The 25,808-nt window shown below is 36.5% G+C and carries 23 protein-coding genes; 10 read left to right on the top strand and 13 right to left on the bottom strand.

Going from position 1 to position 25,808, the window contains the following annotated elements; translation table 11 throughout:
- Positions 1–268: 268 nt before the first annotated feature.
- The 3 genes from ACJAT0_RS04465 to ACJAT0_RS04475 all read right to left on the bottom strand — a co-directional run bounded on the left by ACJAT0_RS04465 (position 269) and on the right by ACJAT0_RS04475 (position 5,216).
- Complete coding sequence (locus tag ACJAT0_RS04465) at positions 269–2,941, bottom strand: DNA gyrase/topoisomerase IV subunit A (RefSeq protein ID WP_415180690.1); 2,673 nt, start codon at positions 2,939–2,941, stop codon at positions 269–271.
- A gap of 88 nt (positions 2,942–3,029) precedes the next feature.
- Complete coding sequence (locus ACJAT0_RS04470) at positions 3,030–3,272, bottom strand: hypothetical protein (RefSeq protein ID WP_415180691.1); 243 nt, start codon at positions 3,270–3,272, stop codon at positions 3,030–3,032.
- Positions 3,273–3,359: 87 nt separating this feature from the next.
- Positions 3,360–5,216: a DNA topoisomerase IV subunit B gene (locus ACJAT0_RS04475; RefSeq protein ID WP_374004609.1), complete on the bottom strand. Its 1,857-nt coding sequence runs from the start codon at positions 5,214–5,216 to the stop codon at positions 3,360–3,362.
- Positions 5,217–6,187: 971 nt separating this feature from the next.
- On the opposite strand from ACJAT0_RS04475, the gene ACJAT0_RS04480 reads away from it, so the two are divergent.
- The 4 genes from ACJAT0_RS04480 to ACJAT0_RS04495 all read left to right on the top strand — a co-directional run bounded on the left by ACJAT0_RS04480 (position 6,188) and on the right by ACJAT0_RS04495 (position 7,661).
- Positions 6,188–6,316 carry a hypothetical protein gene (locus ACJAT0_RS04480; RefSeq protein ID WP_374004608.1) on the top strand — a complete coding sequence of 43 codons (129 nt, stop codon included), beginning with the start codon at positions 6,188–6,190 and terminating at the stop codon, positions 6,314–6,316.
- 97 nt (positions 6,317–6,413) lie between these two features.
- The gene (locus ACJAT0_RS04485; RefSeq protein WP_415180692.1) at positions 6,414–6,764 is read left to right on the top strand and encodes a hypothetical protein; all 351 of its coding nucleotides are present in this window, start codon (positions 6,414–6,416) and stop codon (positions 6,762–6,764) included.
- Positions 6,765–7,101: 337 nt separating this feature from the next.
- Entirely contained in the window at positions 7,102–7,248 is a 147-nt protein-coding gene (locus tag ACJAT0_RS04490) for a hypothetical protein (RefSeq protein WP_415180693.1), read from the top strand.
- Between the two features lie 194 nt (positions 7,249–7,442).
- Positions 7,443–7,661, top strand: a complete 219-nt coding sequence (locus ACJAT0_RS04495; RefSeq protein WP_415180706.1) for a T9SS type A sorting domain-containing protein — start codon at positions 7,443–7,445, stop codon at positions 7,659–7,661.
- A 119-nt stretch (positions 7,662–7,780) separates the two neighbouring features.
- Here the strand turns inward: ACJAT0_RS04495 and ACJAT0_RS04500 are convergent, their stop codons facing one another.
- The 5 genes from ACJAT0_RS04500 to ACJAT0_RS04520 form a co-directional block, all read right to left on the bottom strand.
- Positions 7,781–9,133 carry an NAD-dependent succinate-semialdehyde dehydrogenase gene (locus tag ACJAT0_RS04500; protein ID WP_415180694.1) on the bottom strand — a complete coding sequence of 451 codons (1,353 nt, stop codon included), beginning with the start codon at positions 9,131–9,133 and terminating at the stop codon, positions 7,781–7,783.
- A 404-nt stretch (positions 9,134–9,537) separates the two neighbouring features.
- Positions 9,538–10,491, bottom strand: coding sequence for a phosphoribosylaminoimidazolesuccinocarboxamide synthase (locus ACJAT0_RS04505; RefSeq protein ID WP_415180695.1), 954 nt, complete (start codon positions 10,489–10,491; stop codon positions 9,538–9,540).
- Positions 10,492–10,706: 215 nt separating this feature from the next.
- Entirely contained in the window at positions 10,707–13,442 is a 2,736-nt protein-coding gene (locus ACJAT0_RS04510; protein WP_415180696.1) for a TonB-dependent receptor, read from the bottom strand.
- A gap of 50 nt (positions 13,443–13,492) precedes the next feature.
- Entirely contained in the window at positions 13,493–14,362 is an 870-nt protein-coding gene (locus ACJAT0_RS04515; RefSeq protein ID WP_415180697.1) for a GLPGLI family protein, read from the bottom strand.
- Between the two features lie 741 nt (positions 14,363–15,103).
- Positions 15,104–16,054 (bottom strand): PhoH family protein, encoded by a 951-nt coding sequence (locus ACJAT0_RS04520; protein ID WP_415180698.1) that lies wholly within the window; start codon positions 16,052–16,054, stop codon positions 15,104–15,106.
- A 150-nt stretch (positions 16,055–16,204) separates the two neighbouring features.
- Between ACJAT0_RS04520 and ACJAT0_RS04525 the strand changes: the two genes are divergently transcribed.
- Genes ACJAT0_RS04525 through gldG form a run of 4 tightly spaced genes read left to right on the top strand, consistent with a single transcriptional unit; the run spans position 16,205 to position 19,759 of the window.
- A complete protein-coding gene (locus tag ACJAT0_RS04525; RefSeq protein ID WP_374004599.1) occupies positions 16,205–17,041 on the top strand; it encodes an S-adenosyl-l-methionine hydroxide adenosyltransferase family protein in 837 nt (278 codons plus the stop codon).
- Positions 17,038–17,334: a putative quinol monooxygenase gene (locus tag ACJAT0_RS04530; protein WP_415180699.1), complete on the top strand. Its 297-nt coding sequence runs from the start codon at positions 17,038–17,040 to the stop codon at positions 17,332–17,334. The genes ACJAT0_RS04525 and ACJAT0_RS04530 overlap by 4 nt, the downstream gene beginning before the upstream one ends.
- Positions 17,331–18,059 (top strand): gliding motility-associated ABC transporter permease subunit GldF, encoded by a 729-nt coding sequence (gene gldF / locus ACJAT0_RS04535; RefSeq protein ID WP_415180700.1) that lies wholly within the window; start codon positions 17,331–17,333, stop codon positions 18,057–18,059. Before ACJAT0_RS04530 ends, gldF begins: the two co-directional genes overlap by 4 nt.
- 2 nt (positions 18,060–18,061) lie before the next feature.
- The gene (gldG, locus tag ACJAT0_RS04540) at positions 18,062–19,759 is read left to right on the top strand and encodes a gliding motility-associated ABC transporter substrate-binding protein GldG (protein WP_415180701.1); all 1,698 of its coding nucleotides are present in this window, start codon (positions 18,062–18,064) and stop codon (positions 19,757–19,759) included.
- 186 nt (positions 19,760–19,945) lie between these two features.
- On the opposite strand, the gene ychF is transcribed toward gldG, so the two are convergent.
- From ychF to ACJAT0_RS04565, 5 genes are all read right to left on the bottom strand, one after another.
- Positions 19,946–21,040, bottom strand: a complete 1,095-nt coding sequence (gene ychF / locus ACJAT0_RS04545) for a redox-regulated ATPase YchF (protein ID WP_374004594.1) — start codon at positions 21,038–21,040, stop codon at positions 19,946–19,948.
- A gap of 146 nt (positions 21,041–21,186) precedes the next feature.
- Positions 21,187–21,831 carry a DUF4252 domain-containing protein gene (locus tag ACJAT0_RS04550; RefSeq protein WP_374004593.1) on the bottom strand — a complete coding sequence of 215 codons (645 nt, stop codon included), beginning with the start codon at positions 21,829–21,831 and terminating at the stop codon, positions 21,187–21,189.
- Between the two features lie 44 nt (positions 21,832–21,875).
- On the bottom strand, positions 21,876–22,406 hold the full coding sequence (locus ACJAT0_RS04555) for a DUF4252 domain-containing protein (RefSeq protein ID WP_374004591.1): 531 nt from the start codon (positions 22,404–22,406) through the stop codon (positions 21,876–21,878).
- Between the two features lie 37 nt (positions 22,407–22,443).
- Positions 22,444–22,902, bottom strand: coding sequence for a hypothetical protein (locus ACJAT0_RS04560; RefSeq protein ID WP_374004590.1), 459 nt, complete (start codon positions 22,900–22,902; stop codon positions 22,444–22,446).
- Positions 22,899–23,408 (bottom strand): RNA polymerase sigma factor, encoded by a 510-nt coding sequence (locus ACJAT0_RS04565; RefSeq protein WP_415180702.1) that lies wholly within the window; start codon positions 23,406–23,408, stop codon positions 22,899–22,901. Before ACJAT0_RS04565 ends, ACJAT0_RS04560 begins: the two co-directional genes overlap by 4 nt.
- A 275-nt stretch (positions 23,409–23,683) precedes the next feature.
- Between ACJAT0_RS04565 and ACJAT0_RS04570 the strand changes: the two genes are divergently transcribed.
- Both ACJAT0_RS04570 and ACJAT0_RS04575 read left to right on the top strand, forming a co-directional pair.
- Positions 23,684–24,097, top strand: a complete 414-nt coding sequence (locus ACJAT0_RS04570) for a hypothetical protein (protein ID WP_415180703.1) — start codon at positions 23,684–23,686, stop codon at positions 24,095–24,097.
- A gap of 240 nt (positions 24,098–24,337) precedes the next feature.
- Positions 24,338–25,768 carry a S41 family peptidase gene (locus tag ACJAT0_RS04575; RefSeq protein ID WP_415180704.1) on the top strand — a complete coding sequence of 477 codons (1,431 nt, stop codon included), beginning with the start codon at positions 24,338–24,340 and terminating at the stop codon, positions 25,766–25,768.
- Positions 25,769–25,808: the final 40 nt, after the last annotated feature.

Here is a 25,808-nt window from a genome sequence, read left to right on the forward strand (position 1 = left end):
GTTATTATGAATAACTTAAAGCTTAACAATGGCAGCATTGTTAAGCTTTTTTAATTTGTGTTGATTTCTTTTGATTTTATTTGAAGTTACATTTAAGGTAGCATAGTTTCTTACCCTACTTATAATATAATTTGGCAGCATCGCACAAGGGCTTATGTATGGACTGTTATTAATAATTCTGTTTCACTTGATCCAACAGGAAATCAGAACAAAAATAGTGAAAACAGCACCCATTAATTTTATCGCTTTTATAACATTTCGACTGCCTTTAAAATAAACTAGACTGTCCCCTATCATCTATATCTGGAGCATCGGGATCAACTTTAGAAGCATTGATTTCTTCATTCCTATCTGTGTCTTCCTCCTTGGGATTTACTACCTCTTCTTGATTCACCTCAATCTCCTGTGCAGAAATTGTTTCTTCTGGCTCATATGGTAGAGGTGCTATCAAATTAATTTGCTTCACTTTAATTTTAGTCAGCATGTTACCTTGCGCTGCGACTCCTTTAATTGCGATAAATTCTTCTAAATTCACCTCTTCATTTTCTGGTTGTTCTTTACCTCTAGGTTTTAAATAAACCAATACTGCCATAGGTTTATAGTCTGTGGAAATGACTTCGAGATAAGAATTTTCATGATCTGGAATGAAAGATTCTTCTCGTTCCTCGTTTTCTATTATAAAACGTTTTACATAAAACAATTCTCGCTCTCCATTGAAGTAAATAGCGGTAAGAGGCTTTTTAGGAATCCATTTTTCTAAAACTACCATATCGTTGTCAAAACGTGCGGTTACTTCTGGGATTATAGTCTTAGCAATTCCTTTTTGAGTAACAATTAACAGCCGGTCTTCTCCTCTGAATTCTCCCAGCAATTCTCCTCTACCATCCACATTAAGACGTTGTACTGTATCATCGAACCATATTTTACGAGGTTTTAGGGTAGAAACGCCTTCCTCTTTCAATTCTACTTTCTTGATATTATATTTCGTCACAACATTCCCTTTAGAACTGCGACCTTTAATTATGATTTCAGAAAAATCAATATCCCATTTTACCTTTTTGATACTTCCTTGTTGACGCAGGTTGATGGTAACCACTTCTGCTTCTCCATTAATATTTGCGCTAAAATATAGCATTTGCGACCCTTTTTCTTCTTTACCCATAGGGTATTCACGATCTCTGGTCATGCTCGTCACTGCAAATCTCTTGATATAACTAGGTCCCTTTTTACCATCGCGATAAATAACATTATAGATGGTGCGTTTATCGTTTTTCTTAAAAACAGCTACATAGACAATGTTCTTACCTATGAATGTTTTTGCATCTACCTTGGTCACCATCATGACCCCTTCTTGAGTAAAACAAATAATGTCATCAATATCAGAACAATCTCCTATATATTCATCCCTTTTTAAAGCCGTCCCCACAAACCCTTCTTCCCTATTCACATAAAGCTTTGTATTGCGTATAATTACTTTAGAAGCCACAATGTCGTCAAAGGTTTTTAATTCTGTCTTACGCTCACGATCTTTTCCATAATCCTTTAATAACTTTGTAAAATAGTCTATGGAAAACTGAATCAAGTTTTCGAGATGGTGTTTTAACTCGGCTATACGGTCTTCTAAAGCATCTATTTTTTGCTGCGCCTTATCTATGTCAAATTTTGAAATACGCTTGATACGTATCTCTGTTAATCTAGCAATATCTTCTTCTGTAATTTCTCGTTTGAGATGACCTATAAAAGGTTTTAAACCTTTATCAATGGCGCTTATCACACCTTCCCAAGTTTCTTCTTCTTCAATGTCCCGATAGATGCGGTTCTCAATAAAAATACGCTCTAGAGATGCAAAATGCCATTGCTCTTCCACTTCATAAAGTAATATCTCTAACTCTGCTTTGAGCAATTCTACTGTATGGTCAGCACTGCGACGCAACATCTCTGACACCCCTACAAAAAGCGGTTTATTATCTTCAATCACACAACTTAAAGGCGATATACTTACCTCGCAATTTGTAAATGCGTACAATGCATCCATCGTTTTATCAGGAGATAATCCTGGTGGTAAATGAATCAAGATCTCCACATTTGCCGCAGTGTTATCTTCTATTTTCTTGATCTTGATCTTACCTTTTTCATTTGCTTTAAGAACAGAATCAATCAGCGTGCTTGTAGTTGTAGAAAACGGAATCTCTGTAATGATGATGGAACTCTTATCTGGCGAATGCATTTTGGCACGTACACGCACTTTTCCACCGCGCAAACCGTCGTTATAATTAGAAATATCAGCTGCTCCACCAGTTGGAAAATCTGGAAATATCTTAAAGCGCTTGCCTTGTAAATGCTTAATAGAAGCATCTATCAACTCTATAAAATTATGAGGCAATACTTTAGTAGAAAGTCCTACAGCGATTCCTTCAGCTCCTTGAGCAAGCAACAAAGGGAATTTTACTGGTAAATTGATAGGTTCCTTACGACGGCCGTCATAACTGGATTGCCACTCCGTAATTTTGGAATTAAAAAGAACCTCTAATCCAAACTTTGAAATACGGGCCTCTATGTAACGAGAAGCAGCCGCAGGATCACCAGTGAGAATATTACCCCAGTTTCCTTGCATATCTATCAAGAGCTCCTTCTGCCCTATTTGCACCATGGCGTCACCTATACTTGCATCTCCATGTGGATGGTACTGCATGGTATGACCTACTATATTTGCCACTTTATTATAACGACCATCATCCAGATCTTTCATGGATTGCATGATGCGCCGCTGCACTGGTTTAAAACCATCTTCGATAGCAGGAACAGCACGTTCCAAAATCACGTAACTCGCATAATCCAAAAACCACTCCTTATACATGCCCGTAACACGTGTTATGGTCTCTGTAGTTTGCTCTTCTACGCCTTCTCCTAAATTCTCTAACTCTTCGTTTTCTTTACTCATCCTCGGTTAACAGTTGTAGGTTAACGGTTATTAATTATCAGTTACTAGTTAACTGTTTGTTTTATATGTATTGCGCTTTCGCGAAAGCCTATGTAGTTGCTATCTCTAAACCATTCAAAGAATCATTACCCCTTACGAACTCCGCTTTTAGGAGCAGTGAAAAAGTTGCTGCGATACAAAATATAGCTTCTATCATAAGTAAATTTGATCCGTTCACTTTTATAGTGTCTAAGTCAAACTCCCAATGTAATGTTTCGACCAATGCACCTAAAGTATTAAAAATGATTCCTAAAGCTGCCGCTCTTATGGAATGTGTATACTTTATTTTCATTGGGAAAGTATCTCCCTTTTAAGCGTTGTCGTTCGTTATTTGTACTGTAAATCTTGGAGCTTTTAATTGTACTCTTCTTTTTACTTCTTACTGATCCTCAATTACATCCAGCTCCACCTTGAGATTATCAATAATAAACTCCTGTCTATCTGGTGTGTTTTTACCCATATAAAATCTCAATAAATCTTCTATACTCATACCGTCGTCTAACATGATGGGATCCAGACGTATGTCTTCTCCAATAAAGTGCACAAACTCATCCGGACTAATCTCTCCAAGCCCTTTAAATCGTGTAATTTCTGGGTTTTTTCCTAACTCTGCCATTGCTTCACTACGTTCTTGTGGTGTGTAACAATACCTGGTTTCCTTTTTGTTTCTCACTCTAAATAAAGGCGTCTGCAATATATAAAGATGTCCTTTCTTGATCAATTCTGGAAAGAACTGAAGGAAGAAGGTAATAAGGAGCAAGCGTATATGCATACCATCCACATCGGCATCTGTTGCGATTACGATTTTGTTATACCTCAGATCTTCCATACTATCCTCTATACTCAAGGCAGCTTGCAACAAATTGAATTCTTCATTTTCATAAACAATTTTTTTGCTCATGTTATAACAATTCAATGGTTTTCCACGCAATGAAAATACAGCTTGGGTATTTACGTTACGGGATTTAGTAATCGATCCACTCGCACTATCTCCCTCAGTAATAAATAAAGTACTGTCTAGATTATTGGCCTTTTTAGTATCTCCTAAATGCACCCGACAGTCGCGCAGTTTTTTATTGTGTAAATTGGACTTTTTAGCACGATCACGAGCTAATTTTCTAATTCCAGAAAGCTCTTTACGTTCCCGCTCTGCTTGTACAATTTTCTTCTGAAGCGCCTCGGCAACTGCTGGATTTTTATGCAGGTAGTTATCCAGTTGCGTCTTCATGAAATCATTGATGAACGTTCTTACTGTGGGAAGGTTTCCTCCCATTTCTGTAGAACCTAGTTTGGTCTTGGTCTGTGATTCAAAAATAGGCTCCATTACTTTAATGGCAACAGCGCTTACTATAGATTTACGAACGTCACTGGCATCATAATTTTTATTGTAGAACTCCCGTATGGTTTTTACCAGACTTTCTCTAAAAGCTGCTTGGTGTGTCCCGCCTTGTGTGGTGTTCTGACCGTTAGCAAAAGAATGGTATTCTTCACTATATTGGGTCCTGCTATGGGTAATAGCAACTTCAATATCTTCAGATCTCAAATGAATAATGGGATACAATCTATCGCTTTCGATAATGGTTTCTCCCAGAAGGTCTTTTAAACCGTGCTCCGAATAAAATTTCTCGCCATTAAAAATAATCGTTAGACCTGGGTTCAAATAAACATAGTACTTCAACATACGTACTACATATTCTGGTCTGTATTTAAAATTTTTAAATATTTCAGCATCTGGAATAAAGGTGATTTTTGTTCCTTTACGACGAGTCGTTTCTTCTAAGAATTCTTTTCCCGTAAGTTCACCTCGCTCGAACTCAGCACTAGCACTTTTATTATCTCGAGAAGATTCTACTCTAAAGAAAGAAGACAAAGCATTCACCGCTTTGGTACCTACTCCATTTAATCCTACCGATTTTTTAAAGGCTTTGGAATCATACTTACCACCCGTATTCATCTTTGAAACTACATCTACTACTTTACCTAATGGAATACCACGTCCATAGTCACGTACGATCACACGTTCTGCTTGAATAGAAACCTCAATAGTTTTTCCTGCTCCCATGACATACTCATCGATAGAATTATCTATAACTTCCTTGAGCAGTATATAAATACCGTCATCAGCACTAGAACCATCTCCTAATTTCCCGATGTACATTCCTGGACGCATTCTTATATGCTCTTTCCAATCGAGTGAGCGTATGTTGTCTTCCGTATATTGTGTAGTTCCGTCCATTAAAATAAAATCTGTCTCAAACCGAAATATAACGATTGTAAACCCTTATCCACAGACGTAAAAACTATTTTAATTAACATATTTCAAAGTCTAGATGTGAATAAATATATGAATGATTTGTAAATCCATTTTAATCTCTCCATCTGTTCTGTATATAATTACCTGTATCTGTACTGCTAGATTCTTAAATTTTACAGTCAAACGGCTCATAAAATTCATTTGTGATACCATTAATGATGCGTTCTCATAGATCCATATTTAAAAGAATGAAGTACCAGATCAACTCAAAATTATTAAGATTTCATTATAAAACTTGCAGAATAAAAATCGATCACACAAAAATTAAGTCTGGTGAAATTCACAATTGCACTGATGATTTTTTAAAAGTATTGACCTGTCTAAAAAGGACCTGTTGGAAGGAACAAAAGAGTACCAAAATCAGTCTAAGAATAAAATTAACAATTAGATATCAAATTAATTAGACTACTAATTATGCATGGTTTTAAGTGTATGAGTTTACTGATCAAATTATCAGTAAATCCATAAATAAACAAAAATATCTACAGGGCAGTTAAATGATTTATTGAAATAATTGATAAAAGCTCTTGTTTTAGGCCTCTAGATATATCTTTCAAACAACGTAACATAAAATATAATTGATCTATTCGTATTCATACGCGCGTTACTTTTGAACAGCAAAGACAGTGATCTAAACATAAAGACTTACAAATTGCGATGTCTATAAACCCAGCACTTGCGAGAAGTGTAGATCAAATTGAAAAATATACACCGCAAAAAGCCAACCAACTTCTTTTTCAAAAGCGGTTGACAGAAGTATTATTACTATTCCCGCAGTTGTACAAGTCCCATATGCAAAGGAGACACAAAATATACTCGTAGGTCAAATCCAATCTCAAATTGATCTTCTAAACGAAGATTTTAGAAGAACAAACAGCCATCCAGATACTGTATTGTCTCAAGCAGCAGATCAACAAACAGAATTCTGTCTAGCTCAAATAAATCCTAATGGAAATGACCCTACTGGCACTAAAAGAAAGTCCTTTTATGTAACAAACGGAACACTGCGCAAAACAGAATGAAAAATTCTTCTGCAGGTGGCACAACGCCTTGAGGTACCGCCCCATATCTTAATATGTGGACCGTTTCGGCTCTAAATCGTAATGCCAAGCTGGTATTTTGGTTTATGTAGGGTTTCCTCACGGAAATCGTGCGACTGACGGTGTTGTGATGGGATATAATTACTTCGGTCGCACAATCTCTGTTTCTACTCCATTAAACGGACGTAGAACAACTACATACGAAATATTTTCCTTTTTAGTCTGCTCCATATTTGGGGTGATGGATGTGGTGCTGATAATTTTGTCTCAGACACGCCAGAATCTGATGCGTCTAATGGTGACTGCTTCATTAGATGCTGTTTCTTGTGGGACGACAGATATGGTTCAACACCATAGGGATTCTTCTGATGATTCTTGTATGAACTTATTTAAGGTAGGTCAAGAAGCGCTTATGAGAGCTAACCTATGAAGTGGTGGACTTCATACCGCTGTTGAGCAATCTACTAAATACAAGCCTCTATCTGGTGGTGGTGGAAATAACAGTACTTATAAATAACTTTCCTTTTTCTAACAGATGTGAAAATACATTAGCTGGCTAGACGGAAGATCCTGGTGATACACTGGACTGGAAATTACCGTCAGCCAAAACTCCTTCTGGAACTACAGGACCATCGGAGCAGACCGAAGTTCTTTCTATGCATCTGTGAAAGCTTCTGACACTAACTTTAGCAAAACCGCAATTCTAAACTCCATGTTTAAACTTAACGAGAGTAATTACTCCTGCTGGTGCAACTTTTAGATAACAAATGACAGGAAACGCTGTTGGAACAATTAGTTTACAAGCAAGAGCAGATGGTGCAACTTCATGGTTTATTGTTTTTACTATGGCTGGCGGTCAGGGAACTCCCTACATAAATTTAACCACTGCCTCAAGCACAAAACCGCGCAAGTAATACTGGTACTAGATACCAAAAGCTACTGGCAAGGTGACATCGCTATAGATGATCTTAGAACTACAGCTACTTCTGGCTCTGTTGATAACAGTGCGAATACGTATGTCCTAGATGACCGCGTTGTATAATAGAATACACTTTATGAAAGAATGGATCCATCATGAGCTAATATAGTATCTATCCCAGAAAGTAAGATCAGCGTATATCCCAATTCAGTAAACAGCATGCAATTATTTACTCCAGCAACTGGTGAAAAGGTAACTTACACTATTTATAACCTTAGTGATCAAAGTATTGCTGCCGGAATGGTAAAAGGGAATGCTATCCATATTGCAGATCTTAAAGCAACTGCTTACCTCAATAAAATCGATGATGACAAACAGATAGTACCAAAAAAGTTTATCAAGAAGTAATTCTAAAAATCCAAAACTAAAAAACCTGTCCATTTCTTTGGACAGGCTTTTTTAAGCACTTTTTTATCAGGAAGGCAACTTGATCGTTTCACTTTCGCGAAAGCGAAACACATCAATAATTATGCGATTACAACGGTCTTGATATTCACAAACTCTCTGATACCATGATAAGAGAGCTCTCTGCCATAACCAGAAATCCCTGTACCACCGAAAGGCAACGCAGGATGACTCGCTACCTTGTGATTGATGAACACCGCACCATCTTTTATTTGAGCCGCTAACTCTTCCATTTTTTTTAAGTCGGCTGAGAAAAGGCTAGCTCCCAAACCAAATTTTGAATTATTCACTAAATTTATGGCTTCTTTTTCTGTTTTAAAAGTAGTTACCGCGATCAAAGGCCCAAAGGTTTCTTCTTTAAAAACAGGCATGTCTGTGGTAACGTCAGTTAAAATCGTTGGCGCAAAATAAGTTTTATCTCTAGCACCACCATAATGCAATGCTGCTCCTTTATCAATGGAAGCATTCATAAGACCCTCTAATTCTACGGCAAGATCTTCCCTTGCCATAACGCCTATGTAAGTATCTTCATGTTTTGGATCACCAGAAACTAATGCCTTTACCTCTTCTGTGAATTTTTCTAAAAATTTTTCAGCAATAGATTCTTGAAGCAACAATCTTTTTCCAGCGATACAGCTTTGTCCTGTATTGTGAAATCTCGCTGCTACACATTTTTTCACAGCGTCCTCTATATCAGCATCGTGAAAAACAACTAATGCGTTGTTCCCGCCTAATTCTAACACTGCCTTTTTAATCTGTTTACTAGCCATCGCTGCAACAGCTGCTCCAGCAGGTTTAGAACCAGTAAGTGTTACGGCTTTAACTGCTTTATTTTTGATAATAGCTTTCACCTCATCGGTTCCAATAATGAGATTCTGTAAACCACCTAAAGGAAATCCAGCCTCTAAAAAAATAGATTCAATCAGCTCAGCACAACCCATAACATTACTGGCATGTTTTAAAATACCGACATTTCCAGACATCAATGCAGGCACTATAAAACGAAATACTTGCCAAAATGGAAAATTCCACGGCATCACTGCTAGAACAACACCTAAAGGCTCGTAACTCACATAAGATTTGAAATGTTCTGTTTGTATGTATTCTTTGGCGAGATATTCTGGAGCTTTGGCAGCAAAGTGGTCACATAAATCCGCACATTTTTCTAATTCACTTCTTGATTGAGAAATAGGCTTTCCCATTTCTTGGGTGATTAATTTTGCATAGCTCTCTTTATTTTTTCTAAGCAGTTCTCCTACGTTACGCATGCGTTTTGCGCGGTGTTCAAAACTCGTTTCTTTCCAATCCTCAAAGGATTTTTGAGCCGTTTTTAATTTTACTTTTATTTCTTTTTTAGTAAGCTGTTTATATTGTTGAAGTTGTTTGCCGTTGTAGGGATTTATGGTAGTGATCATTTTTTTAGTTTAAAATTACAATAAGAATCATCATTATAACTAGGAGTTTAGAATGGTTTAACGCTTATAAATCCCCGAAATATCTTATTCATGAAATAGGTTGTACCTAATTTTTCTAAACCTTTTGACACCCTTTACATCACTAGCGCTTCTTCTGCGGTAGACGGTGAAAAAAAATGATCCCTAGTAATGCCGCTCTCGCTAAAACTAGGTCCAACAAAATCCGAAAGAGAAAGCATTTACTCTTGTTTTTTATTAGGAAGGTTAATAAAAACAGAATGAAAGACAAGACTATTGCCCTTTTGTTTCAAAGGGAAAAACAGTCGTATGTATTTAAGTGGCGGTTAAGGCAGCTATGATGCAAACTCAAATTTCTTGTATCATAAAATTAATAAATCAGAGAATCACCTGTTCTCCATCCACTCCAATACATTTGTCTCTATACGCGCCATAATATTTGAAGTCTCTCCTTTTTCAAAAGTCTTTCCTGTGATTTGCTCATAGAGTTCCATGTAACGCTCACTTACTGTAGTGATATATTCATCGCTCATTTCAGGAACAGCTTGTCCCTCTAGTCCTTGAAAATTATTAGAGATCAACCATTGGCGCACAAATTCTTTACTCAGCTGTTTCTGAGATGAGCCGGTATCCTGTCGCTCCTGATATCCGTTTGCGTAAAAATACCTAGAAGAATCTGGTGTGTGAATTTCATCGATGAGAACTATTTTACCGTCTTTAGTTTTACCAAATTCATACTTGGTATCCACTAGAATCAATCCGCGTTTTGCAGCTAGCTCTGTGCCTCGTTGAAATAAGGCTCTTGTATATTGTTCTAAAACTTCATAATCTGCTGAAGTAACGATACTTTTTAATAAAATATCTTCTCTTGAAATATCTTCATCGTGATCGCCCATTTCCGCCTTGGTAGCCGGTGTGATGATGGGCTCAGGAAATTTATCGTTTTCCTTCATTCCCTCCGGCATAACTAGACCGCAGAGCATTCTTTTACCCAATTTGTATTCTCTTGCGGCGTGACCTGACATATAACCACGTATCACCATTTCTATTTTAAAAGGCTCACAAAGATGACCTATAGCGACGTTAGGATCTGGGGTAGCGATCAACCAGTTAGGAACGATATCTTTTGTAGCAGCCATCATTTGTGTAGCAATCTGATTCAGAATCTGGCCTTTAAACGGAATTCCCTTGGGCATGACCACATCAAAAGCACTCAACCTGTCGCTAGCAATCATCACTAGCAACTCATCGTTAATGTTGTACACTTCTCTTACCTTTCCTTTATAAACGCTTTTCTGGTTTGGGAAATTGAAGTTGGTATCTGTAATTGTAGCTGACATGGTGTGGTATTTATTCTCCGGCAAATTTCTACAATTTGGATCATTTTACAGAAGGTATCTCCAATTATTTTGTCAAGTTATCTACTAGATATGAGCAATGGGGTTTGTGAACGTTTCGCTTTCGCGAAAGCGAGATATGCCTAACTATAAAGAACCTATAAGCAAGTACTGATGAACCGACGCCGACGGCACCTGCACTTAGTTGCTATAAATTATCACAAACTATATACTACTCTAAAAGTAACAAAACGCGGCTGTATGAAGGTTTCTGAAGTAAATACAGATATGCCATTCTCTCCGTTAGTAACCTGAGATGAAATATTCAAAAGATTGGTGGCATTAATTTCATATTCCCATTTTGCATCTCGATCTTTTCTATAAGAAAGTCTAGCATCCCAAGTCTGAAAGGACTGTGATGGTCCATTACTGGTAGCCTGATTTGTATAGGAATAGTTGGTTCTAAAGGTGACTCTTTTCAGTATATAAGCATCTATATCTATGGAAGGAGAAGTGGTTATAAATTGTGTTTTACGACCACCTTGATTGTTATCACTAATACTGTAACGGTACCTAAGAGTCACATTAGGGGCTACCTTAAAGTTAGTGCGTATGCTAGGTGTGTAAGATTGTGTATACGCTTCATTTACAGAACGTTCTTCCTCTATGAATTGATTGAATTTACTGTAATTAAACCCAGCGTTTACACTAGCCCTTACCTTACCAAAAGTACGTTGTACACGTCCAGAAAGACTCGCGTTTTCATCTGCAAAAGCAGAATTCAAAAAGGTGTTGGTTCTAATAACGTTGTCAAATTCAGTAGAACTTCTTATCTGGTCTATATTATTGGAATAAGCAGCTCTAGCAAAAACATTGGTATAATTAAAAAGGTTAAAACTGCTGTAGATCAAGTTCACATTATGCGACAAAGCGTTTTGTAAATCTGGTGTTCCAGATTGTATGCTATTAAAATTATTCAAAACAAGACCTTGTGCAAGTCTGGTAACATCTGTAAATTGATTGCGCATATTATAACTCAATGTTAGAGATTCACTTTTCTTAAATTGAATACGTGTTTCAAAATCTGGCAAGATTCTCAAAAAATTATCTTGGAAAGTCTCACCAAATTGGGTGTTTTTATTACCGTAGGCATGTACAGAAAACCCTGGGGTTATGGTGAACTTACCAGTCTTCAATCGGTAATGAGCGCCTAGATACACATCTGTAAAATTATACTGAGTATCGTTTACAGCAAGTCCATTATTAATGGTAGGCGTAGGATTAAGTGTGGAGCCATCGTTTAGAAATTGGAAAATATTAGAGTTAAATTCTTGACTACTCAATATAGTACCTAAAGTTATGTTGATATTACTTCTTTGATTCAAAATATGAAAGTAATCCAGTTTAGCATCCAGTTGATTGGACTTGATACGTCTATTCTGAGCTATGTTATAATTATCTAAAGTATCGTCTAGTCCTAATTCTCTAGCCGTATTATCAAATGCATCGGCCCCATTAGGATCATTTTCAAGAATAGCATTGTAAAAAGGATCTTCATTTTTAAGCAAGTGCTGTGCTTCTAGTGAAAATATATTGTTCTCATCTAGGGTGTAATAATATTGGAGGCTTTGATTGATGCTATAAGGAGTTACTTCTTCTTCTTGATTGGTATTCCCTAATTCAGAAGAAAAAAGGTTTTGTCGTTGCTTGTCGTTAGAGATTCTACCTAATATGTCATAATCCAATTGATTATTGAAATTGGGTTGAAAGGAGGCGCTTAATTTTACCAATCCTTGATTAGAGCGCTCGTTATTGTTTTGCTCTGTAAATTCATCAGGGGCTATAATAATAGGGTCTCCATTCTCATCATTCCTTTTTACATATTGAACAAAACTAGTTCCTCTTGAAGCAATCTGACTGCTGTTAAATATGGCAAAACCACTTATATCCAAAACTGGATTCACGGCATAACTAAAATTTGCAGAAGCCAATTGATTCTCGATTTCAACCGCATTATTTTGATTGGTTAAAAAATTAAGACTGTTATCTCCAAGATTTATACTCGTACCACTACTCCTACTGGGCGATCTAAAACCTCCACCAAAATTCCTGATATCTCGTCTTGTCAGAGCTAATTCACCTGTATTATTCAAATCACCTATAAAATTAATGCTGTATTTAGGGGTATAATAAAACAGTTTGGGCTGTAATAAATACAATTCATCATCTGGAGAAGTTCCAGCACCAACAGTAATATCACCAAACCAAAAGTTTTCCTTTCCTTCTTTAAGCTTGATATTAAGCGCTACATTATCTTGATTATTCGTTACACCGCGCAACTGACTTACTTCAGAATAATTGCGGAGTACTTGGATTTTATCTACTGCTTTAGCAGGGATGTTTTTTGAAGCTAATTTAGTATCTCCGTCAAAAAAATCTTTCCCATTTACCATGAGCTTGTTCACCACCTTTCCTTCTACTTCTATCTGTCCATCTTCATTGATCTCTACTCCAGGAAGATTTTCAAGAATGTCTTCTAACTTGCGTTCTGACCCATTTTGAAACGAATCTGCATTATAAGTAACCGTATCTCCTCTTATAGTTACCGGCATTTCATAAATAAGCTCAATAGCGTCTAAGGAATTCTCTGGTTGAAGCGTAAAATCTTTTGCAATATCCACCTCTTTAACCTCAAGAGATTCTTCTAGAATCTTCATAGCTACATAACTTATCTGTATCTTATAAGTCACGTTCTTTTTTAGATTCAAAGAATAGTTACCCAATTCATTTGTAACACCGTAAGACTCTAGAGCCTTCGTTCCTTGATTAAAAGCAACAATACTTGCTAGCTCTAGAGGCTGTTTTAAACTGTCTCTAACAACTCCTTGAAGTTTGATTTGGGCATAAGAATAGGTCGCTGCTAAGAATAGCAGTAAAAAAAATATTTTTTTCATGATGAAATGGGAGCTTAAAGTGAAAATAAAAATAAGAAAGGTTTTGACTTCTAGCCTCTTCTTCTTCCTCTGTTATTTCTCATTTCCATCATTTTACCTACAATGGTCTCCTTGTAAGATACTTTAGTAATTTCTTTTCCTTTATCAGGAGCTTCTATTTCTATCTTCTCTTTAGGATTCATCACTATTTTTGTACATAACATAGTCGTATCCCCGGCGCTTACTTCTAAGATGAGTCCTGGAAGACCCCAATACTCTGCAGGTCCGTGACCTACAGGAATCTGAAGTGTGTACCATGCTTCCACTTTTGTAGAGGGTATTTCTGCTATCTCGATAACCTCAGTAGTGGCAGTTACGCCATCAACTGCTGCTTCTTTCTCTTCCCTCTTTTCTTGGGTATCCGTACTAATTTCATTCCATGAAAAAGAATACCAAGTTAGTTCTGAATTAGGAATAGTAGCCGTTGCTTTGAAACACGTGTACTTCCCTATTTGCTTTGTTTCAGAACCCATTTGCCACTCCATGGCAGCAAGCTTGTCTTTTACTAGAAATTGCTTGCCATAAAACTCTTGACTTTGCACCATTTCTTGTTTCTTTACATTCTTGTATTGTTCTCCGGCAGCAAAATTATTACCCCACGAGTCCGTAGCACCAGACATAGCATCTAACTTTTCTTTTTCATCGAAAATAGATTCTTCTTTATTGAAATTCAGAACATACGTTTTTTCCAGTCTGTTTTTTAAACGGGATTGCATTTGCTTTTTTTGTTCTTCACTCATTCGTGCGCCCCAAGATCCTAAATCCATTCTCGTTTTTGATATATAAACTGCTTGTCCTTGAAAGTCATCGATAGGAGAAGTGTTTTTAGGTAAGATGATCAGGGAGGCGACTACGCTAAATAGAAGAATAATAGTTTTCATGGGAGGTGTTTATATATTTGTGGAACGAAAGTATAAAAAGGTTAAACATATAAAAGCAGTTTTTCAAAATATTAACAAATACGTTATGCTTTTTTTAACTTATTTATACGGTTAATAGAAAAATGATGTTTGATAATTTTACGTCCTATATAAAACTCTATCTATCATTTATATCATCATTAAAACGAGCTCCACTTTTACAAAAGTGTCATGATAAGGTCCATCCGCAACCTATCCTACAAAATTTAAAAGGGATAAATCGATATTCTAATTTAGCTAAGTGGGGAATGAATGCAACAGTTATTTTCAATTTTAAAAAGTATGAACATCTATTTTGAAAATAAAAATTTTTTAAAATCGCAAAAGAAAGGTGAGTGGTAACGACTGTTTTAGAATCTATAAAGTGTCTACCCTATTCTACAGTTCAAGTTTCCTTATTTATAGTAGGAGGAATAAATTCTTTACAGAGTATTCTACAGATTAGAATGATCATTCCTTAATTTTATAGGAGATGTTTTTAAGATTTACAGCTGCTTTTTAATTTCATACCGATAACAAAAATTGGCCTCTAATAGTTAAAAAGTAATAAACATTGGAACCGCTATCATAATTATGAGCCTTTTTCCCACAGCTTAAAAACATCACTTTTGTTGAGATACATCAGTTTTGCAAATAAAAAAAATGAAAAAATACTAAGATAGTTCTTATCAATTCCCCCTTTCAGGGAAAGGAAAGTCAAACTTAATTTCTGTTCTCAATATCTTTATAGGCAGCGATCACTTTTTTCACAAGTCTATGACGCACCACATCGCTCTCGTCTAGATACATAATGCCTACTCCATCAACATTTTTAAGAATCAGAAGAGCTTCTTTAAGTCCTGACGTCACACGCCGTGGCAAATCGATTTGTCCAGGATCACCAGTGATGAAAAACGTAGCATCTTTTCCCATACGAGTCAAGAACATTTTCATTTGTGCGTGAGTGGTATTTTGAGATTCATCGAGTATCACAAAGGCATGGTCTAGGGTTCTGCCGCGCATAAAAGCAAGTGGTGCAATTTGAATCGTTCCTTTCTCTACATAGGTTGCTAGACGCTCTGCAGGAATCATATCTCTTAAGGCATCATAAATAGGTTGCATATAAGGATCTAATTTTTCTTTGAGATCACCAGGAAGAAACCCTAAATTTTCTCCAGCTTCAACAGCAGGACGTGTGATAATAATGCGTTTAACTCGTTTTTCTTTAAGCGCTTTTACGGCAAGAGCCACTCCTATATAGGTCTTCCCAGTTCCCGCTGGGCCAACTGCAAAAACCATATCATTTTTCTTAGTAAGGTCTACTAGTTTGCGCTGGTTAGGAGTTTTAGGACGTATCAACACTCCTGAATTACCATGAACGAGAACATCATCGTGACCTTTTCCCATGTCTGCGTGGCTGCTATCGCTGGTAAGCAATCGTTCCATTACATTTTCATCTATGCTATTGTATTTACCAAAATGTGTGAGCATCATCTGGATGCGTTTATCAAATTCTCCTAATTGCTCCTCATCACCGTAAATCTTCATCGTACTACCACGAGCTACAATTTTAAGCTTAGGAAAATGAGATTTTAAAAAAGAAAGGTTAGAATTTTTAACTCCAAAAAATTCTCTTGGATTTGATTCTGATAGGTCGATGATAAGTTCGTTCAAAAGCGGTAGAATAAGTAAGTATTTAAATGTTTAATTTTATAATTTTGTCTTGATATGTTAGACAGTAGAAATGTAGTCAAAAATGAGTCGTTAATAAGGTTACCAACTCACATTTTAACCAATATTTAATTAACAACTATAAAATTCTTTATGCCTATTATTACCCTAACAACAGATTTTGGATGGAAAGATCCTTATGTAGGAGCTGTAAAGGGTGCTATATACAAAGAATTAGAGCATATCAATATCGTTGATATTTCTCATGAAGTAAGTCCATTTAACATTGCAGAAGCAGCTTACATTATAAAAAATGCTTACCATTCTTTTCCAGATGGCACCATACATATTATAGGTGTTGATGCAGAGCATACTCCTGAGAATATCCATATAGCCGTTTTATTAAATGAGCATTACTTTATTTGTGCTGATAATGGCGTACTTGCTTTAATCATGAATAAATTACACCCAGAAAAGCTGGTACAAATCAATATTCATGATAGAATATCTTCCAACTTCACTACACTAGACGCGTTTGTAAGTACGGCTTGCCATATCGCACGTGGTGGCACGCTAGAAGTCATAGGGAAACCTATCACCCGTATAAGAGTCATATCTGGAGTTACCCCTAAGATATCTGATAGTAAGAATGTTATTCATGGTCAAGTAATTTATATCGATAACTACGGTAATTCTGTAACTAACATTACCGAAGATATTTTTGAGGCAGAAGGAAAAGGACGTAAGTTTGAAATATCTGCTCGTAATGAACGTTTTAATAAAATTTATAAACGATATAGCGATCTTATTAACTTTGAAGAAGATGAAAAAAAGCGCGATGTGGACGGAAAGGGTCTCGTTATTTTTAACAGTGCTGGCTATCTCGAACTAGCTACATATAAATCAAATCCGCTGACTGTCGGAAGCGCCAGTTCTTTGTTCGGGCTGCAAATAAACGCTCCAGTAATCATTACATTTATAGAATCATGATCGTACGTATTGTAAATATGCATTTTAAAGAAACCTCAATAGGGAAATTTCAAAATATGTTTGACGCTTATAAGGAACAAATCAGGAACCAGCCTGGTTGTAGTTTTCTAGAATTGTATCAAGATAAAGATGATTCGCAACGTTTTTATACCTATAGCTATTGGGAAAATGAAGAGGCGTTAGACACCTATAGAAAAAGTGAGCTATTTGCGCAGGTATGGCCACAAACCAAAGCTCTTTTTGACGAAAAACCACAAGCCAACTCTGTTGTGAAAATTCATAGCCTTTTATGAAAGCAATTTTCCTTAAAGAACTAACCGGTTTTTTTGCCAGTCTAACTGGTTATTTAGTCATAGGTATTTTTCTTGTTATCAGTAGTTTATTTGTTTTTGTGTTCAAAGGCGAATACAATATATTAGATTACGGCTTTGCAGATCTTGCGCCTTTCTTTCTGATCATTCCTTGGTTATTTATGTTTTTAATCCCTGCCGTTACCATGCGTAGTTTTACCATAGAACGCAATCTGGGAACACTTGAAATGTTGACTACCAGACCTATTTCTTCTAGGAAACTAGTAGCTGGTAAATACGTTGCAGCCTTAGTCTTAATTGTTATTGCCTTAATCCCTACATTGTTTTATATTTTTAGTATAGGACAGTTAGGGGAAACGACTAACAACCTCGATTATGGAAGTACTTTTGGTAGTTATCTCGGTGCTATATTACTAGCTATGAGTTATACGGCTGTTGGCATTTTCAGTTCTACGGTGACCTCTAATCAGGTGGTGTCGTTTTTACTTGCCGCGGTACTGTGTTTTATTCTTTATTTTGGTTTTGATGGTATTTCAAGTTACTTGTCAGACAGTGATTTTTTAGTCTCGTTGGGTTTTAAATACCATTATGAGAGTATGGCTAGAGGCGTGATCGATACCCGCGACGTGATTTACTTTTTAAGTAGTGCTGTCTTGTTTTTAGCTTTAAGCGAACTATCTCTAAAATCCATTTCCTCAAAACGATAGCTATGAAAAAAACCTATACCAGATTTATCGTGGTCGTGATAGCATTACTTGTGTTAAACATGATATCGACATCGGTTTACCAGCGTTTTGATCTTACTAAGGACGGTCGATACACGGTTAGTGAAGAAACTAAAAACCTCCTAGAACAAGCCTACAAACCTATTGTCATAGATGTTTTCCTTGACGGAGAGATTCCAGGAGAATTTCGCAAATTAAAACTAGAAACAGGTCAATTTCTGGAAGAACTAGCCGCTATACATCCCAATTTAAAATATGATTTTATCAATCCTATTGAGGACGCTTCACAACAAGAAGCCGAACAGATTACAGCACAACTGGCCAAAAGCGGTGTAAAAGGAGCTGTAGCTACTGTTCAAGAAGGAGGAAAAAGTACTAAGGTTACTATTTTTCCATACGCACTAATTCTTTACGACGGTAAGACTACTGCCGTACCGCTTCTTAAAACGGTAGCTCGTGCTACTGTAGAAGAGCGCGTCAACTCCAGCATCCAACAACTAGAATATCAATTTGCAGACGGATTGCGCAAATCCTCTCAAGAAAAGACCAAAACGGTCGCTTTCCTTAGAGATAGCGGGACCTTAACAGATATCCAAATACACGATTTTATTCAAAGTGTACAAGAATATTACCGCGCTGCTCCTTTTGGGATTGAATTTGTAACTACCAGTGATTCCATTCAACCGCAACAGGTATTAGAATCATTAAATAAATTTGATCTCGTTGTAGATCCTAAACCAACAGAAGCTTTCAGTGAAACCAAAAAATACATACTCGATCAATACTTGATGCAAGGCGGTAAGTTACTTCTTGCCGTGGATCCCATAATTATGGAAAACGACAGTCTTTCTAATCAAGAAGGAAAAGCATATCCATTACCGAGAAAGCTGCATCTAGACGACATGCTTTTTAGATATGGCTTGCGATTGAACAACGGTCTGGTAAAAGATTTACAACAGGCACCTATTGCAATCGCGGCAGGCCAAGGTCGCAATACACAATACGAAGCTTATGCCTGGCCGTACTACCCTATTTCTAAATCCTCATTAGACACAAGTGCAACGGCTCAATTTATCACTAAGAATCTAGAAGGTGTGAAATTTGAATATACAGGAACCATAGATACTTTAAAAAACGGAATTAAAAAAACTATTTTACTCAGTACTTCTTCTAAAACACAAGTGGTGACTTTACCCGCCTTAGTTTCCTTATCAGAGATAGGTGAAGAAATCAATCCAGAGATCTATAATCGTTCCAACCTACCACTAGCTGTTCTTGCGCAAGGATCTTTTACCAGTGCCTATAAAAATCGTGTGAAACCAGTGCGATTGAAAGGAAACTTAGATCAAGGAAAAGAGGCTGCCATTGTTCTTATAGCCGATGGGGATATTCTCAAAAACCAAATTGTTAGAGGAGAAGCGCAGGAGTTAGGTTTTGACATCAGAACTGGACAGCTTTATGGAAATAAAGAATTCTTAATGAATACGGTGAACTACCTTCTAGACGATACCGGACTTATCAAACTGCGTAATAAAGATATTAAGGTTCCTTTTTTAGATTCTAAAAAAGTGATCGATGAAAAGTTGAAATGGCAATTTATTAATGTACTTCTTCCTTTGTTACTGGTTGCTGGTTTTGGGATTGTATTTATGTGGTTGCGGAAGAGAAAGTACCAAAGTTGAAATGATAAAAACTTTCTTAAAGGGTAGAATTAATTCTACCCTTTGGCAAAAAAAGATAGCTAGAAACAAAAACCTCCTTTCTTAAATAAAGAAAGGAGGTTAAAATTTATCATGACATCATAAATAGCCTAAGTAAAAACCTCATCCCACATTCCTCATACGCTATAAAGAGAATGCAATGCGCGACTATACGTTAAACAAGAAATGCATCACATCTCCATCCTGTACAATATATTCTTTTCCTTCTACTTTTAATTTTCCAGCTTCTTTTACTTTTGCTTCTGAGCCAAATTCTACATACGTATCGTATTTGATGACCTCAGCACGTATAAAACCTTTCTCAAAATCTGTGTGGATCACACCTGCTGCTTGCGGCGCGGTAGAACCCACGTTTATAGTCCAGGCTCTTACCTCTTTTACACCAGCAGTAAAATAAGTTTGCTGGTTCAATAGTTTATAAGCACTGCGTATTAGTTTTGCACTACCAGGCTCTTCAAGTCCCATGTCAGCAAGGAATTCTCTACGCTCTTCATAATCTTCTAATTCTGTAATATCAGCTTCCGTTCCAACAGCAAGTACAAGAACTTCGGCATTTTCATCTTTTACAGCTTCTTTGACAAGATCTACATAAGCATTTCCAGAAACCGCAGACTCGTCATCTACGTTGCATAAATACAGGACTGGTTTATCCGTAATAAACTGCAATGGTTTTACAAATTCTGCCCGTACCTCATCACTTAATTCTACAGCGCGCACAGAAATTCCAGATTCTAAAGCTTCTTTGATTTTCAGTAAAGCTTCTTCCTCTTTAATGGCCTCTTTATTACCCGTTTTAGCAGCTCTTTTTACTTTTTCAAGTTTTTTATCTACCGTATCTAAGTCTTTTAACTGTAATTCTATATCTATAGTTTCCTTATCGCGTATGGGATTTACATGGCCATCTACGTGCACTATGTTATCGTTATCAAAGCAACGCAATACATGAATAATCGCATCAGTCTCCCTAATGTTCCCTAGAAACTGATTTCCTAATCCTTCCCCTTTACTAGCTCCTTTTACCAAACCTGCAATATCAACAATCTCAACCGTTGCTGGCATCACACGTTCTGGATTGACCAGTTCTTCTAATTTTTTAAGACGTGCATCTGGCACGTTTACTACTCCTACGTTGGGTTCTATAGTACAAAAGGGAAAGTTTGCACTTTGCGCTTTAGCATTTGATAAACAGTTAAAAAGAGTTGATTTACCTACATTAGGTAGTCCTACGATTCCAGCTTTCATGTATAAAATTATTTGTTGTTATTCCGCTTTCGCGAAAGCTTGCAAATATAACTTATCCCTACACATTTAATAAATTTAAAAGACATGGAAGTACAAAAAAATCTGCATCGGGATGATACAGATTTTTATAAATTAGTATACTAATTTTATTCCTTATTCAGCTCCATTTCTGAAGTGTCGATACCATTTGATTCCAATATGGATTTTACAGCCTCTTTATTAATTTCACCTGCATCACCTACATCGATCCCGATTCCACCTAGCATGCTTTTTATTCCCGTAGGGTTGATATCTAAATTCTCTAGTTCTTTCATCATTTTCATCATTCCAGAAAGATTCATATCTTTTCCTAGAATACGAGCCACGCCCATGCCGGTGCCCGCTGCCATACCGAAGACAATAATTTCATCAATAGCGTCTTTGTCCCCTTGATAAAGAAATTTTGCTTTCATTCCTTGTCCATTATGAGTCATTAACAAATTGTAATCTTCATTATCAAGAATATCGCTTAGCTGCATAGTTTCTTTCTCAAAAGCAGCCGTATTACCATCTGTTTTAGGATACATCAACAGACTTACCTTATTGATAGATCGGTATGCTTTTTTTGCCTCTTCAGAAAGCTGACTATCGTCTATTCCTAAAATCGTTTTAGGAATGGAAGTGCTTATAAACCCTTCTTTATCAACACTATCTACTATATAACTTTGAAGCGTTGGGTCTGTGTCACAGGATGCAAGTGCGACAACCGCCGCCATAGTGAAGAGGACAATTTTAAATATGATCTTGTTCATAATATGAGTTTTTATGGTTAGTTAATGGTTTTTAAAAAAAGTTACTACTCTTTAGTGGCTTTTTCTATCTGTTTCTGTCCAGGCACATTGATCATTTTTGTGATCTTAGAAATCTGACCTAAATCGATATCTCCTGAGATTTTCATGACAAGGGCTTCTGGATTACCGACGTTCATAGTTTCATCGATGACCATTACTAGTGTACTTACCTTCTTCGAGTTAGATCCTTTCTTGACATAGAAGGCAAAATCTTGATCGTCTTCCTTGACGCTCATTAGCTTTACCAGTCCATTTTTTTGTATGTAAGAATTTGCCATAGCGATCATTTTTTTAGCGCTCTCGGTATTAGATGTAGAATAGAAGCGCGCATCTTTAAGACTGTCAAGAAGACCTTTTCCTGCCTTTACGCCATCATCTTCTATGTCTATGTTTATTTCAGCAAGGAGTTCAAAGGCGTCTTTTGTGACAACGGTTTCCGAAGTGTTTTTAAGATTACCCATCTTTTCAAAGGCATCTTGTGCAAATAATGGTGTTGCCATTACAGCGATTACTAGGGTTAGGATTAAATTTTTCATGTTGACTTTTATTAAATTGTGATTGAGAATTGTGTTGTTATTTCAAATTAAAAACGGCTGCGGTTTTATGATCTAAAGTATTTATAGGTGACATGTTACGGCGACCTTTATTAAATTTGGAGCTTACTAATTCCAGCATATCCATGGCGGCGGCTCTAGCTTCTTCTGGAGTTTCATAAGTTCCTAGGTCGGGTTTGTACTGCTCGTTATAGTAATTTCCTCCTACCGTCATGAGCAAGGCAAATCCTGCTGCTATAGCGAGTCCTTTCCATGTATTTTTGTGGAACTTATTATCTTGAGCTTGTTTTTGTTTCACTTTTGCAAAAGCATCAAAACTTCCTTCTTCCATCACCTGTTCTAACTCAAATGTGTTGAACACGCTGCGGTACACCTCATGATCTGGTATCACGTTCTCAGAACTAAAATAGTTTCTAAGTTCCTGCTCTTCCTCCAGTGTGGTCTGACCGTTCCAATATTTTTCTAATAAATCGTTCATGCGATTTCGGTTTTATATTGTTCTTCTATTTTCTCTTTAAGCATTTTTCTTGCTCTACTCAGTCCTACTCTTACCGCTGTAGACTTCATATTCAGTATGTTTTCTATCGCTTCAAAATCATATCGCTGGATATCTCGCAGCTGGATCATCATTCTATACTGTTCTGGTAGTTCACTTATCATTTGTTGTACCAGTTTTACTTTACCTAAACGTTCTAACTCTTCTTCTACGTTTCTTTCTTCATTATCATAATTGCTGTGCACGATCTTTAAATGACTGGCTTGTTTGCTTTTTAATCGATCTAATGAGTAATTTTTTACCATTTGCATGGCATAAGCCTCTTTATTCTGTACTTCTTCCAATTTGAAACGTTTTTCCCAAAGTTTCACCATGACTTCCTGCACCGCATCTGCTGCCTCTTCATGAGAAGTAAGTAGTCGCTTTGAAAGAAAGTACATTTTTTGCTGTACGTCCTTAAAGGTCTTTACAAATGTTTTTTGGTTCATTTCCTTGGTTATACTTTTATGACGAGACTGCCTTTTAATTGTTACAAGGTGGTGTTATTTTTTTTTATTTATCATTTCGTTGCCTTATAAACCGGCTGGTTCGCTCTCTAAATTACAACAGATATTTATATTCGAAATATATAGCTTTTCTCATTCCTCATTCCTCTTTTTTCTAGTTTCTTGTCTCCTTTCAGTAGTTAAAACGTCCATACGGTAGAATCGATATTCATTTTTTCAAGTCTTTTACCTACTTTTACTTTTTATAATATTTTTAAATGTGGAGAAAAATTACTGGGCTACTGTTTTTACTAGGCTTCATAGCAGTGGATGCTCAGTTTCAAAAAGGAACCTTGCTTTTTAAAAATAATACTTCCAAAGAAGGCTATATAAAGCCTAAGAGTCATGACGGTCTTAAATTCAAAGAAAACGAAGATGACAAACCTGTAATCTATAGCCATCTTCAAGTCATAGGCTTTGATATAGAAGAAACAAAGTACCGATATGTGAAACACAATGCCAGTGATGTGGAACCTATAATTATCAAAGAAATGATCTCTGGAACAATCGTTCTATATGAAAAAGAATTTCGAGGTGAAGAAACTCCTACGAGATTTGGACCTGACAGTAATTTACTTCCCGTTACGGTAGATAACAAATCATCAATCATCTATTATATGTCTGTGAATTAAAAACTCATTAAAATAGGTAGGAAGATGAAAAATAGACATCTCAAGATGCTGAAAGATTGTCCAGATCTAGTATTAAAAATAAAGAAATACACAAAACAAATATGAGTACTGCAATCGATTATTATTATGAACATTCCGGAAAGACACCAGTTACAAAAGAATAATAAATAAATAACACTCGTTATATCAAAGGGGATAGGTACTTTCTTTTTCTCTTGAAACAACTAATTAAAAATTAATATGAATAGATTTTTTAAATACGCGCTAATTAGCTTAATTATAGGTAGTACATTATCCAGTTGTTTCAAAGATAATGACGACGTGTTTGCTGGTAAAAGCGAGATCAACAACTTCATATATCGAGGTATGAATGCTTTTTATCTTTATAAAGCCGATATAGATGTACTAGCTAACGACCGTTTTGCGAACCAGGAAGAACTGGAAGCCTTTCATGATCAATATAACGCTCCAGAAGAATTCTTTGAATCGCTCGTTTTTGATAGATCGAGAACAGATCGATTTAGCGTCATATTTCAAGATTATGTAGCTCTTGAAAATATTCTCGCTGGGAACACACTCAGTAACGGAATGAGATTTGGTCTTGTTGGAGAAACTGGAAGTGCTACCGATGTTTTTGGATATGTACGTTATGTGCAACCTGATACCAGTGCCGAAAGAGAAAACGTACAACGCGGCATGATATTTAACGCTGTTGATGGGGTGCGTCTTACTAGAGATAATGTAAGTTCTCTATTGACTCAAAACAACTATGTTATAGGATTAGCCAGCCTTAATTCTGGAGTGTCTACTTCTAACGGTATAGAAATTACTCTTACTAAAGAAGTTGTTCAGCAAGATCCCATTCTGGTTACTGAAGTGATTGATCAAGGAACTCAAAAAATAGGATACCTAATGTATACAGGTTTCTTATCTCAATTTGATGAGCAATTGAATGGTGTTTTTGGCGATTTTAAAGCGCAAGGAGTTACACATTTAGTACTGGACTTAAGGTATAATGGAGGTGGCTCTGTAAATACTGCGATTATATTAGGCAGTTTGATATCTGGAAATCCTGTCTCAGATGTGTATTCTACCGAAGAATGGAATCCAGATGTCCAGACACAATTACAAACTAGCAATCCCACACAACTTACCAACCTCTTTAAAAATGAAACCAATTCAGGCACAGTGCTACATACACTAGACTTAAATAAAGTTCATATTATAACTACCGGCAATAGTGCCAGCGCAAGTGAATTAGTGATCAACTCATTAGATCCGTATATCAATGTCGTTCAAGTAGGTGGAGATACAGCGGGGAAATTTCAGGCCAGTGTTACTTTATACGACAGTGCCGATTTTAGGAGATCTGCAGCAAATCCTTCACACCGTTATGCTATGCAACCACTTGTTCTTAAAAGCTTGAATTCTGTAGGAAATACAGATTATTTTGATGGTTTAATTCCGGATATTGCTCAAGATGAAGATTTTGAAAACTTGGGGATTCTGGGAGATGTGAATGAACCTTTATTAGCACGCTGCTTGGATGATATTCTATTGAATGGCCGTTCTTCTCGTTATTCTTCACCTATGGTTTCTTATGATGAAATTATGGGCAGCAATGAGTTGGAACCCTTTGGAAATGAGATGTGGAAGGAGTTGCCTAATTAGTAATTCATAAACCTACATCAAATGACACTTCCTGATATTG

This window comes from Nonlabens sp. (assembly GCF_047636915.1).
Classification (GTDB): domain Bacteria; phylum Bacteroidota; class Bacteroidia; order Flavobacteriales; family Flavobacteriaceae; genus Nonlabens.